The sequence below is a fragment of the Exiguobacterium sp. A1_3_1 genome (genome assembly GCF_048985645.1).
In the GTDB taxonomy this organism is placed as follows: Bacteria; Bacillota; Bacilli; order Exiguobacteriales; family Exiguobacteriaceae; genus Exiguobacterium_A; species Exiguobacterium_A indicum.
The window spans coordinates 1-12649 of record NZ_WBYY01000087.1; the positions used below are offsets into that span (position 1 = coordinate 1).

Sequence of the window (12649 nt, forward strand, 5' to 3'; positions counted from 1 at the left end):
GCTGTAGATACAACGTGGTACGAACGCATATTCAAGTGGTGTCGTCGTTCCGTGGACGATCGCCTCGACCGCTTTGACACCTTCTGCTGACGCAACGTGCGCCAGTTGTAAGCGACCGATGACATCCCCGATCGCATAGATATGTTGATCCTTCGTCCGGAAATGGTCATCTACTTGGATGAAGCCATTTTCGACGACGATATTCGTGTTTTCAATCCCAATGCCTTCGACGTTCGCCATTCGACCGATGGCGACAAGCAATTTATCCGCTTCAAGCGTCGTTTGTTCTCCGTTACGGTCGATCGCGATCGAGACACCGTCTTCTGACATCCGGAACGTGTCACTTTGTGCAGCTGCGCCGGTATGAATCTTGACGCCCCGCTTTTTCAATTGACGAGCGACTTCACGACTGACTGCCGCATCTTCCGTCGGTAAAATCCGGTCACTGAATTCAACGACCGTTACTGCGACGTCAAAATCCGTCAACATCGATGCCCATTCGACACCGATGACGCCACCACCAATGATGACGATCGATTTTGGCAAATCTGCCATATCGAGTGCATCATCCGAACTGAGGACATACTCTGAATCAAAAGCAAGTCCGTTCAATGGACGTGGACGTGACCCTGTCGCGACGATCAATTGACGCGGAAGGATCAACTCACCTTCGCCTTCTTCCGGTTCGACGCTGATCGTTCCCGGCATCGGTGAAAAGATACTTGGTCCAAGAATCGAACCCCGACCATGAAAGACTTCAATCTTTCCTTTTTTCATCAGGTGCTGAATGCCTGCTTCTAATCCATCTACGATCTCTTGTTTACGTTGTTTGACCTGTTCGAATCGTAAAAACGATTCCGGTACGTCCACGCCATATGTAGCAGCGTGTTTGACCGTCTGATAGACTGCTGCTGATTTCAAAAAGGCTTTAGATGGGATACAGCCACGATGTAAGCATGTCCCGCCTAATTTTCCTCGTTCCACGATTGCTACCGACTTCCCGGCTTGTGCCGCACGGATCGCGGCGACATATCCACCGGGTCCACCACCTAGGACAACGACGTCGAATTCTCTAGCCATGTTGGTTCGCCTCCATATTCCTTAACTTCTTCTTCCCCACGTAAGACACGCAACACTCCTTCTGCGAGCGCCTGCAACTCATCTTCACCAGGACTACGTACGACTTGACCGAGGTGGGCGATACGTTCTTCGATCGCACGCGTCAACCGATCACTATAGGCAAGTCCGCCTGTTAGGATGATCGCGTCGATCTGACCGAACAAGACGGCACTTTGACCAGCGATCTCTTTTGCGACCCGGTACGCCATCGCGTCATATAACAACGCCGCTTTTTCGTCGCCTTCTTCAATCCGGCGCTCGATCTCAATCGCGTCAAACGTTCCCAAGTGCGCGACAAGTCCGCCTGACCCAACGACCAGACGCTTCATCTCTTCAAGTTTATACTTGGTACTATAACATAGTTCTACTAGTTGACCAACAGGTAGCGATCCGCTGCGTTCTGGCGAAAACGGTCCTTCTCCATCGAGCCCGTTGTTGACATCGATGACACGCCCCTCTTGGTGCGCACCGACCGTAATCCCGCCGCCCATGTGTGCGATGATCAGGCGCAGTTCCTCATAGGGACGCCCGATTTCCTTCGCGTACCGCTTCGCGACAGCTTTTTGATTCAAAGCATGGAAAATACTCTTTCGTTCAAGTTCAGGTAAGCCTGTAATCCGCGCAATCGGCTCGAGTTCGTCAACGACGACTGGATCAACGATGAACGATGGGATGTCGAGTGTCCGAGCAATCTCATCCGCGAGGAGTCCGCCGAGATTCGAGGCATGGACGCCAAAAATACCGCTGAGTAAGTCTTCTCGCATTTCTCGATTGACGGCGTACGTACCGCTGACGAGTGGTCGGAGTAGTCCTCCGCGTCCTACGACTGCAGTAAGCGCTTTCAAATCAATCTGTTCTTCAGCTAACACTTCGAGTAACACATGACGACGCATCTCCAGCTGTGCTGGAAGCGGTCCTCCGACCGCCTCCGCTGGATGGCGTAACGTCTTCGTGAACACCTGATTCGTCCCTTCGAAGATACCAATCTTCGTCGACGTCGAACCGGGATTGATCGTTAAAATACGTTCGCTCATGGATATCCTCCTCTGATCAGCCGCGTGATCCTAGAATGTTTTTATCACGACGCAGGAACTGGCTGCGGGCACTACGCATCGTCGCAATGCGCTCTTCTGCCATTTTCTCAGCCGCCCGGTATGTCGGTAAATGATCGCGTTTTGCGATTTCGAACACTTTCGTGACTGCATCGTAGACGAGTTCAACTTTTTTCATGGCACGATCACGGTTGTATCCGTCGAGTTCATCGGCAACGTTGATGACACCACCGGCATTGATGACGAAGTCTGGTACGTATAAAATATCGCGTTCTTCAAGCATGTCACCGTGACGGTCTTCTTTGAGTTGGTTATTTGCTGCACCGGCGATGATCTTGACTTTCAATTGTGGAATCGTCTCGTCGTTCAATGTCGCACCGAGGGCACATGGTGCGAAGATATCTGCTTCGACACTGTAGATGTCTTCTGGTGCGACGATCAAGGCACCGAATGCTTCTTCTGCACGTTGAAGTGCTTCTTGATTGATGTCTGTGACGATCAGTTTCGCCCCTTCTTCATGTAAATGACGGCATAGATTAAAGGCAACGTTACCGACACCTTGGATCGCAATCGTTTTTCCACCAAGTGAATCTGTTCCGTACACTTCTTTTGCCGCTGCTTTCATTCCACGATAGACACCGTATGCCGTAACCGGTGATGGGTTACCACTTGATCCGAATGCTGGGCTGACACCAGTAACGAAATCTGTCTCCATGTGGATGTAATCCATGTCTGCAACTGTCGTATTGACATCTTCTGCTGTGATGTAACGACCGTTCAGTGACTGGACGTAACGTCCGAATGCCCGGAAGAGTGCTTCTGACTTTTGTGTCTTCGCATCGCCGATGATGACAGCTTTACCACCACCAAGGTTCAACCCAGCGGCTGCGTTCTTATACGTCATTCCTTTTGATAAACGGAGCGCATCAATCAATGCCTCTTCGTCTGATGCATAGTTCCACATGCGAAGTCCACCGAGTGCCGGTCCGAGTGTCGTGTCATGAATCGCAATGATTGCTTTTAATCCTGATACTTTATCGTGGCAAAAAACGACTTGTTCGTAATCTTCCATCTCCATTGTTTCAAAGATGCTGAAGCGTGACTCTACGTTTGTTTCGACCATTTTAAGTTCCTCCTCAGATTGTTTGTTTTACTTTTTTCGTCTGTTGGGCATTTAATAGCGCAAAGGCTAGTGAGTACATTTTTGCTTCTGCTGTATCGGCACGGCTGGTCAAAACGACTGGCGCCCGCGCTCCGACGAGAATCGCCGCAACCGAGGCATGTGCGAAATACATGAGTGATTTGTAGATGACGTTTCCGACTTCAATTTGCGGAACGACGAGTAAATCCGCCTGACCTGCTACGTCTCCCGTTAGCCCTTTTTGCTGGGCAGCGACGAGATTTACGGCATTGTCGAGTGCGAGTGGTCCGTCTACAAGGCAATCCTTGATTTGACCACGTCGGTTCATTTGTGTTAGCAGAGCGGCATCAATCGTTGCCTGCATCGTTGGATTGACGACTTCGACAGCTGCTAAGACTGCGACTTTTGGTAAGCCGTATCCAAGCGCTCGCAAGGCGGAGACACCGTTTTCGATGATCTTCACTTTGTCTTCGAGTGTCGGTTGGATGTGAATCGCTGCATCGGTTAATCCGATTGCTGATTCACGCCCCGGTACTTCGAACAAGGCGACATGCGACAAGACATTCCCTGAACGCAGACCCGTTTCTTTGTTCAAGACAGCTTTCATGAACGTTGCTGTCGGAACAAGACCTTTCATCAAGACGCTCGCATCCCCTTTGCGAACGGCATGAGCGGCACGCTCTGCCGCTTCTTGTGATGTAGAAGTGTGCGTGATCACGAACTGTGACTCTCGTAATGCTCGTTTTTGAATCATCTGCTGAATCCGTGTCGCATCCCCGAACAAATGAAAACGTGCTAAATCGTTCTCAATTGCTAATGCGACAGCATCCATCACTTCTTCGTCATCCGCAGCTGCAATCGCAACGACGGAATCTTCGAGTCGAGCTGCCTGCTCGACCATTTCACTGAATCTCACCGTATTCCCCCCTCACCTGTCATACATAAATATTAATAGCAATTTTCGTGCCAATTCAAAAGAGACGGTAGGTTAAGCAAGAACGTCTTTAATTTTGCACGCTTTTGCATTTTTTGCAATATATTGCACGCAAAAAATTGCGCTTCATGAATAGATGTTAAATCGTTCCACTTTGTAATAAAGTGCCCGAAGAGAAATTCCGAGTTGTTTCGCCGCTTCTGTTTTGTTGCCATTAAACGCAGTAAGCGCTTCCCGAATCAACCGTTCTTCGACGTGTGACATCTCGTCCGATAAATGCTTGATTTCCTTTTTCTGTCTCGTCGTGACTTTCGTTGTTTGTGGCACGACAAGCTGAAGATGACCTTTTCGCAAGACGGTTTCTGTTTTATCCGTAAAAATCAACGCGCGACCGATGACATTTTCAAGCTCGCGGACATTTCCTTTCCACGGTTGCTTCTTCATTGCTTCAAGTACATCATCTGAGATCCGTCCGACCGATCGTCCATAACTTTGATTCAATTTACGGAGTAAGTGCAAGGTCAATGGTGCGATATCATCCGGTCGCTCACGTAGTGCCGGTATGTGAATCGGTAAACGATTGATCCGGTAGTAGAGATCTTCTCGGAACTCATTCATGATGATCTTTTGCTCTAGATTCGCATTCGTCGCCGCGATAATCCGGACATCGACTGGAATCGCCTTCGTCCCACCGACGCGAACGACTTCATTTTCCTGTAACACCCGTAATAGTTTGGCCTGGACGTCGAGTGGTAGTTCGCCAATCTCATCTAAGAATAGCGAACCCCCGTGTGCTTCTTCGAAATATCCCCGCTTCCCACCACGTCGCGCTCCTGAGAACGCGCCTTCCTCGTACCCGAATAGTTCACTTTCGAGTAACGTCGGTGCGATTGCCGCACAGTTGACGCGGACGAATTGTTCATATTTACGTTCGCTCGCTGCATGGATCGCATGTGCAAACAATTCCTTGCCGGTTCCGGATTCACCGCGAATCAAGACGTTGACGGGCATCGTTGCCGCAAGCTTTGCTTGATCGACGACGAAGCGCATCGCTTCACTCTCAGCGATGATATCGTCAAAAGTATATTTGGCTTCGAGCGTCCGGATTTTTTGGCGCGCTGCCTTCAATTCTTTAGCGAGTGCCTTCATTTCCGAAATATCCCGAATGACCCCAACGGAACCGCGGACTTGTCCATCGACGATGACGGGTGCCGCATTGACGATGATATCACGTTGATCTTGCCCGATCTTCATGCGAACATCCCGCACGTTCTCGCCCGTATTCAAGACTTTCAAATGAACGGATTCCTGCATTCCGATATCGGCACTTGCCGGTTTTCCGACGACGTCTCGCTCCGTGAAACCAGTCATACGCGTATATGCTGGATTGATCAGCATCGTCTGTCCGTCTTGATCGGCGACGGAAATCGCCTCGCTCGTACAATGAATGATTGCTTCGAGCATTTTCTCTTTTTCAGTCAATCGCTCAAGCAACACTCTGACGAATTCACCCGGTAAGACCGCCGCTCCCGGAAAATCATGAATCAATTGCTCAAGTACGCCAGTTTCTCCTGTAGCGTCAATGATGAAATCGACATCAGCTCCTTCAAAAGCTGACCAATTCGTTTCGATCTGAATGTCCGCACGCCGCGCAAGCGCCACCCCAGGCGCCTCCATGTTTGGATCGACGAGACCGATGACCGTTAATAATGGTGAACGTTGAAACGCATGTAGGACTTCTGTTCCCCCTTGACCAGCCCCGACGACGAGTAGATGATGCATATGAATTCCCCCTTTGAAACTGCTTACATTTCTATCGTACTCGGAATAAAATAGGGAAGCAAACCCGATTCGCAGAACGATCAATTTTTTGATACAATACGCTTGGAAAGGAGTGGCGTCCTATGCGTATCATTGGTTTGCTCTCATTATTAATCCCCGGCATCATCGGCGCGATTGGTATTAAGCTCATGCGTGATAGTGTTTTTCTAATTGCGCAAGTGCCGTTTAAATACTTAGGCGATGCGGCTTACGTATATGTACTGCAAGGTCTCGTTGGTTTGGTTCTTGCGATGGGTGGCATTGGATTTGTCGCAGGATATGTCTTTTATCGCGATCGAAAACGTGGAAAAGTCTCCGACCGCTATCAAAAAAAATGAACACAGAAAAAGGTCCCCATCTCTTGAATTCATTTCAAGCGCGGGACCTTTTACTCGTATAAAATTGGTTTCACTTACGGATGAACTCCTCTCATAGTTAGAACTATTCGTGTACTCCAAAACCTTAGGTGTTCCTCTTAATGAAGAGGTAGAAAGAAATCAGATCTGGCTATCGGGCTAACGATAGAATGGTGTTTCAGTTCCATCATCTGACTGTACTCGGGACCTAGGTGGAGCGTAATGTCATCCGCTTGAAGCAGTCAAACATTCGGTTGCTAACAATCACTGCTAGACAACACTCCTTTTCACGAACTGTACTTTTCATTTTAGACGATCCGTTAACTTCCACTTTTCCCTAGCTTCGAAATCATGGAAGCTCCCATTCATTCGAGATTTCCCATCTAGAATGAACAAGATACCTTGGTACGACTTCTACCAAGAGAATGTCGTCCGGCATTCTTGAGCCATTTACAGTTGGCGTTCTGAGATGATGTTCATCAACAGGATTTCCGGAGTCCTTGTCGACTCGACGTTCATCTGACGTCTTGCCAAATCATTTGGTACCTTTATTATAACAAACATTTCAGTTTATGCAATATTTATTTGAAAGCGCTTTTATATATTTTTAACTTTGCGGTATGCTATAAGCAGAACGTAATCGAAAGGAGATCTTTCATGCGAAAAATCATCGTATTCGAACATCTATCGTTAGACGGTGTCGTTCAAGCACCGAGCGGAAAGAATGAGGATGTGAGCAACGACTTCGAACAGGGTGGATGGACTGCTCCATTTCAGCATCCTGAGATCGGTCAGGTCATCCGTGGATGGATGCAAGAGGATTGCGCCCTGTTACTCGGTCGCGCGACTTACGAGCAATGGTCGAGTTACTGGCCACTCCATGCCGATATCTGGCCAGTTGCCGATCGTGCCATGAAGTATGTTGCTACGCGTCATACACCACCTATTCGTTGGCAGCCGACGACATATTTGAATCAACCGACTTCTGAACTAACACGCTTGAAACAACAGGACGGACCACCGCTTCACGTCTGGGGTAGTAGTCAACTCGTTCATACGCTTTATGAAGCTGATCTGATCGATGAACTTCGATTGATCCACTATCCAGTCATCGTTGGTTCTGGTAAACGTCTATTTCCCGACAATGGAATGACGCCTCTCACTTGGAACGTCACGAAACGACACACGTTTGATAACGGTGTGTTGATCGCTTACTATGAACGGGATCGGAACGAAAAACACACCGTCTAACGATCAGACGGTGTGTTTCCTTTAACCAGATTGTTCTTGATTCATATGACTTGAAACATACGAAATGAATTCCGAGTTCTTCGGACTTTTCTCTTGTTCGATTCGACCATTGAAGAGCTCGTGCTGTTGCATTCCTTCGTTCCAAGCGGACTTGATGGCGTGACGCATCGCTCGTTCGACGCGAGATGCTGTCGTTTGATGTTTTTTCGCAATCGTCGGATAGAGTTCCTTTGTGATCAATCCAAGTAAATCTTCCCGTTCTAGCACCATTAAGACAGCGTCCTTTAAATACGTGAAGCCTTTAATATGCGGAGCAATCCCCACTTCTCGCAGTGTCGTACCGACTCTTAAGTCAATTGTTTCGACGATCGGTGCTTGTCCTTGATGCGTCACGAGACGAATTTTTTGAACGAGCTGATCCATGCTGAACGGTTTAAGTAAGAAGTACGATGCTCCGAGAGTGACCGCCTGTTGTGAGACCTCATCCTTACCGAAAGCACTCAACATGATGACAGCAGGGTTCTTCTTTTTCTTCATCAATTCTTCGAGAACACCAAGCCCATCTAAATGAGGCATGATGATGTCGAGAAGCAATACATCCACTTCATGTTCTTTCATACGTTCGAGACAACTCTCGCCATTGTAGGCGACGCAAACGACTTCCATGTCTTCTTGCGCAGAGATATGCTGGCGGATCAGTTCAACCATTTCGCGATTATCATCTGCTATCCCGACTTTAATCAATCCTTACACCCCATTTTTAAGCGATTCTTTCATCGTCTTCGCCTGATCCATCAATTCCTCGGCATGGCGTAACGTCAAATCCGTCATATGTGCACCGGAAATCATCCGTCCTAGTTCGTTTCCTCGATCTGACTGAGACAAGACGTTGACCTGTGTCGTCGTACGATCCGTCTCTTCGATTTTCCGAATATAGAGATGTTGATCGGCCATCGAAGCGACTTGCGGTAAGTGCGTAATACAAAGCACTTGTCCGTCTACCGATAATCGATAGATTTTTTCAGCCATCGCTTGTGCGACACGACCCGATACTCCTGTATCGACTTCATCGAAAATGATCGAAGCAACTCCGACCGAGCGCGAGAAGATTGACTTCAGTCCGAGCATGATACGAGATAACTCCCCGCCCGATGCGACTTTTCCGAGCGACTTGAATGGCTCTCCCGCATTCGTCATGATGAAGAACTCCACTTGGTCGATTCCATTCTTGCGTAGCATCGGTGTCTTCCCGTCTTGAAGAAAACGAATTTCAAACCGTGCTTTTTCCATGTAAAGCTCACGCAACTCCAGATGAATCGCTTCGCTTAATTGAACTGCCGCTTTTCGACGCTGTTGCGACAGACGCCCACCTATCTCAAACAATTCGCCTTCGAGCTGTTCGACTTCGGCTTTTAAGCGTTCAATCCGTTCATCTCGATTCGTCATCGTATCGAGTTCAACTCGAATCTTCTCCCCATACGCGATGACTTCCTCGATCGTCGCCCCGTATTTTCGTTTCAGTTGTTGAAAGACGGATAAACGTTGTTCGATCTCATCGAGTCGATTAGAATCGAACTCAAGAGTTTCGAGTTGATCTCGAATCGCATACCCGACTTCTTCGAGTCCATAAAAAGCGCTTGCGATCGCATCACTCTGCTGCGAAAACTGTTCGTCGATGCTTGATGCTTGTTGTAATTCACGCATCGCGTCTCCAACAGAGTCGATGCCGCGCATCTCATCATGCAAAGCATCGTACGCTGTCTTTAACGACGCATATAGCTTCTCGAAATTCGCGAGACGATTTCGTTCGACGAGCAACTCGTCTTCTTCATGTGCTCGAAGTTTTGCGCCTTCAATCTCTTCCGTCTGGAACGATAGTAGATCAATCCGTTGAGCGAGTTCTTGCTCACTTTGCGCGAGCGATTGCAGCGCCGTCCGTTTTTCTTCATACGCTTGATAACCGGATTGATAGGCTTGAAGGAGCGGTGCAATCGTCTCTTGCGCGAAGTCATCGAGAATCGCTTGATGATACGTACTGTCCATTAAATGCTGATGTTCATGTTGCCCGTGCATGTCGACGAGGACACGCCCGAACTCCCGTAAGATCGTCAGTGTGACCAGCTTATTGTTGACACGACAGACACTTTTCCCGGTCGCGAACAGATCACGTCGTAAGATGATCAATCCATCTTCGATATCGATACCATACTCTTCTGCGAGATCATAGACGAGATGGTCGTCTTCAATCAGAAACAATCCTTCTAGCTCCGCTCGATCTTCCCCGTATCGAACGAATTCCGCGGATCCACGTCCACCAATCAATAATCCGATCGCGTCGAGAACGATCGATTTACCGGCACCTGTTTCCCCAGTCAAGACGGTCATTCCTTTTTTAAAGTCGATCTGTAGCTCGTCAATGATCGCAAATTGTTTGATCGATAATTCAGCTAGCATCCTGTCAACTCCTTACAGCATTTCTAAAATTCGTTCGGTCACTTCTTTCGCTTGTTCCTCACTTCGTGCGATCAATAGGATCGTATCGTCCCCACACACCGTGCCAAGCAGTTCGTTCCAGCTCAAATGGTCCAGTAAGACGGCGACTGCGTTCGCATTTCCCGGCAGGACATGCATGACAATCAGATTTTGAGCAGAATCAATCGAGATGAAGCTGTCACCGAGCAGACGCCGCAATTTCCCGAGTGGGTTGAAGCGTTGGTCGGCGGGTAAGCTGTATTTATAACGTCCATCATTCAACGGAACCTTAACGAGATGAAGTTCCTTGATATCTCGTGATACCGTTGCCTGTGTCACCTTATATCCTGCATTCCGTAATTCCTCTACCAATTCATCTTGGGTTTCTACTTCCGACTGGGTGATGATCTCCCGAATCTTAATCAACCGTTGCCCCTTTGTCATTCCTGCACCTCACAGTATTCTTCGATGTTACTATTGTAATCCAATAAATCATTAAAAGTCCACGTTTGCCATTTTATTATACGGTTTTCGTCGCTCCGAACAACAATGAGGACGGACCCATGAACCGGATCCGTCCTCGTTTTCATCTGTTCGTTTAAAGACTAGCATGTGCTTGCTTGACTGTCTCTGTCGCATGGACAGATGGATCAAGTCCTGGTTGACCAAGGCGCGCATGCAATAAGAATTCGATGTTCCCCTCTCCACCGGTGATCGGCGAATAGTCGAGCTGTTTCACATAGAACCCTTGTTGAATGAAGAATTCAACCATCTCATCGAGGACGCGGACATGAATCCGTTCATCCCGCACGATGCCTTTTTTACCGATATCATCACGCCCCGCTTCGAATTGCGGTTTGACGAGCGCCATGACATCTCCTCCTTCGACGAGGATCGTCTTCAGAGGTGGAAGCATCAACCGTAACGAGATGAATGAGACATCAATCGTCGCAAACTGCGGCGCAACAGGGAACATGTCTGGTGTCGCATGCCGGAAGTTCGTTTTCTCCATCACCGTCACACGGTCATCCGAGCGAAGCTTCCAGTCCAGCTGATTGGAACCGACATCCAGCGCATACATATGTGCTGCTCCATTTTGTAAGGAGCAGTCGGTAAAGCCACCCGTTGACGATCCAATATCGAGACCTGTTTTACCCGTGACATCGAAATCGAATACTTGAAGTGCCTTTTCCATCTTGAAGCCTCCACGACCGACATAAGGCATCAACTGACCTTTGACGTGCAGATCGATGTCCGATTTGACCTTCTCACCGGCCTTCTCTAATCGTTCCGTACCACTAAAGACAAGTCCAGCCATGATCGATCGCTTTGCTTTTTCACGCGTTTCAAACAAACCGCGCTCGACGAGAAGAACGTCGAGGCGGATTTTTTTTACATTTTCCATGAATCGTCACACACTCTGTTTCTTTCCTTGATTGACGAAAGCGCGTACTTCTTCTGCGATTTGTCCAGGTAATAATCCGATTTCTTCCAGTAATTCGTTCACACCGCCATGCTCGATATACCAATCTGGAATACCAAAGCGTTTGACGCGTGGGAATGCTTCCTGCTCGTTCGCATGCTCAAGGACAGCTGATCCGAATCCACCTTTTAAGACGGCTTCTTCGAGCGTCACGAGTGGAATGCCTTCTGCGTAAAGGGCATTCAGCATCTTCTCATCAAGCGGTTTGATCGTCCGGGCATTGATGACACGAACCGACAGTTCGTCTGCTAGGAGATCCGCGATTTTGAGCGCATCTTGTACTTGTGGTCCAAACGCAAGGATCGCGACGTCCGTTCCTTCACGTTCGACTTCCCATGTATCAAGCGAAATTTCATGCAATGTCTCGTCCATTGGTACACCGATACCTTCTCCACGTGGGAAACGAACGGCGATTGGTCCTTCATATTTGACGGCCGAATAGAGCAAATGTTGCAGTTCGTTCTCATCCTTCGCCATGACGATCCGGATGTTCGGTACGTGACGCATGAAGGCAATATCGAAGACGCCTTGGTGTGTTTCACCATCCGCGCCAACGAGACCTGACCGGTCAATCGTAAACGTCACATCTAGATTTTGACGCGCCACGTCGTGAACGAGCTGATCGTATGCACGTTGGAAGAAGGTCGAGTAGATCGATACGACAGGTTTCATGCCTTGCGTCGCTTGACCAGCTGCGAACGTCACAGCATGTTGTTCTGCAATCCCGACGTCAAACATCCGCTCTGGGAATTCTTTTTCAAAACAATCGAGTTTTGAACCGACGCTCATCGCTGGCGTAATCAACGTCAGCTTTTCATCATCGCGTGCCATCTTTGTTAAAGTATCCGCTACCGTAAAGGAGTAACTAGGTGCTTTTGATTTCCCTTTGATGACTTCGCCAGACTCCATCTTGTACGGTCCAAGACCATGCCATGTGCCGACACCATCGAACTCTGCCGGACGATAGCCTTTCCCTTTTTTCGTGATGACATGAAGCAGGACAGGACCTTCTTCTTTTTT

Annotated in this window: 12 protein-coding genes; 2 read left to right on the forward strand and 10 right to left on the reverse strand. The window is 48.5% G+C overall.

Annotated elements, in window-relative coordinates; translation table 11 throughout:
- The 5 genes from F8N00_RS10405 to F8N00_RS10425 form a co-directional block, all read right to left on the reverse strand.
- Nucleotides 1-1080, reverse strand: a 1080-nt coding sequence (locus tag F8N00_RS10405) for a dihydrolipoyl dehydrogenase family protein (RefSeq protein ID WP_421018179.1), incomplete at its 3' end; no start/stop codon positions are given.
- On the reverse strand, nt 1050-2153 hold the full coding sequence (gene buk, locus F8N00_RS10410) for a butyrate kinase (protein WP_058265383.1): 1104 nt from the start codon (nt 2151-2153) through the stop codon (nt 1050-1052). The genes buk and F8N00_RS10405, both read right to left, overlap by 31 nt.
- Before the next feature lie 16 nt (nt 2154-2169).
- Nucleotides 2170-3294 (reverse strand): Leu/Phe/Val dehydrogenase, encoded by a 1125-nt coding sequence (locus F8N00_RS10415; protein WP_023467593.1) that lies wholly within the window; start codon nt 3292-3294, stop codon nt 2170-2172.
- 13 nt (nt 3295-3307) lie between these two features.
- Nucleotides 3308-4228, reverse strand: a complete 921-nt coding sequence (yqiS, locus tag F8N00_RS10420; protein WP_041255026.1) for a phosphate butyryltransferase — start codon at nt 4226-4228, stop codon at nt 3308-3310.
- A gap of 144 nt (nt 4229-4372) precedes the next feature.
- Nucleotides 4373-6028, reverse strand: coding sequence for a sigma 54-interacting transcriptional regulator (locus tag F8N00_RS10425; RefSeq protein ID WP_058713638.1), 1656 nt, complete (start codon nt 6026-6028; stop codon nt 4373-4375).
- A 122-nt stretch (nt 6029-6150) separates the two neighbouring features.
- Between F8N00_RS10425 and F8N00_RS10430 the strand changes: the two genes are divergently transcribed.
- Together F8N00_RS10430 and F8N00_RS10435 are read left to right on the forward strand one after the other, a co-directional pair.
- Nucleotides 6151-6405, forward strand: a complete 255-nt coding sequence (locus F8N00_RS10430; protein WP_058265115.1) for a DUF2627 family protein — start codon at nt 6151-6153, stop codon at nt 6403-6405.
- 675 nt (nt 6406-7080) lie between these two features.
- Nucleotides 7081-7674: a dihydrofolate reductase family protein gene (locus tag F8N00_RS10435; RefSeq protein ID WP_421018180.1), complete on the forward strand. Its 594-nt coding sequence runs from the start codon at nt 7081-7083 to the stop codon at nt 7672-7674.
- Nucleotides 7675-7695: 21 nt separating this feature from the next.
- Here the strand turns inward: F8N00_RS10435 and spo0A are convergent, their stop codons facing one another.
- The 5 genes from spo0A to dxs all read right to left on the reverse strand — a co-directional run.
- The gene (gene spo0A, locus F8N00_RS10440; RefSeq protein ID WP_074668437.1) at nt 7696-8418 is read right to left on the reverse strand and encodes a sporulation transcription factor Spo0A; all 723 of its coding nucleotides are present in this window, start codon (nt 8416-8418) and stop codon (nt 7696-7698) included.
- A gap of 3 nt (nt 8419-8421) precedes the next feature.
- The gene (gene recN / locus F8N00_RS10445) at nt 8422-10128 is read right to left on the reverse strand and encodes a DNA repair protein RecN (protein ID WP_023467587.1); all 1707 of its coding nucleotides are present in this window, start codon (nt 10126-10128) and stop codon (nt 8422-8424) included.
- A gap of 12 nt (nt 10129-10140) precedes the next feature.
- Nucleotides 10141-10590, reverse strand: a complete 450-nt coding sequence (gene ahrC / locus F8N00_RS10450; RefSeq protein WP_023467586.1) for a transcriptional regulator AhrC/ArgR — start codon at nt 10588-10590, stop codon at nt 10141-10143.
- Nucleotides 10591-10744: 154 nt separating this feature from the next.
- Complete coding sequence (locus F8N00_RS10455; protein ID WP_058265112.1) at nt 10745-11551, reverse strand: TlyA family RNA methyltransferase; 807 nt, start codon at nt 11549-11551, stop codon at nt 10745-10747.
- Between the two features lie 6 nt (nt 11552-11557).
- On the reverse strand, nt 11558-12649 hold a 1092-nt coding region (dxs, locus tag F8N00_RS10460; protein WP_421018181.1), incomplete at its 5' end, for a 1-deoxy-D-xylulose-5-phosphate synthase.

Coding starts and splice junctions, on each gene's coding strand:
- F8N00_RS10435 (WP_421018180.1), top strand. CDS start 7,081: ATGCGAAAAATCATCGTATTCGAACATCTATCGTTAGACGGTGTCGTT.
- F8N00_RS10455 (WP_058265112.1), bottom strand. CDS start 11,551: ATGGAAAATGTAAAAAAAATCCGCCTCGACGTTCTTCTCGTCGAGCGC.
- F8N00_RS10425 (WP_058713638.1), bottom strand. CDS start 6,028: ATGCATCATCTACTCGTCGTCGGGGCTGGTCAAGGGGGAACAGAAGTC.
- F8N00_RS10430 (WP_058265115.1), top strand. CDS start 6,151: ATGCGTATCATTGGTTTGCTCTCATTATTAATCCCCGGCATCATCGGC.
- buk (WP_058265383.1), bottom strand. CDS start 2,153: ATGAGCGAACGTATTTTAACGATCAATCCCGGTTCGACGTCGACGAAG.
- F8N00_RS10415 (WP_023467593.1), bottom strand. CDS start 3,294: ATGGTCGAAACAAACGTAGAGTCACGCTTCAGCATCTTTGAAACAATG.
- ahrC (WP_023467586.1), bottom strand. CDS start 10,590: ATGACAAAGGGGCAACGGTTGATTAAGATTCGGGAGATCATCACCCAG.
- recN (WP_023467587.1), bottom strand. CDS start 10,128: ATGCTAGCTGAATTATCGATCAAACAATTTGCGATCATTGACGAGCTA.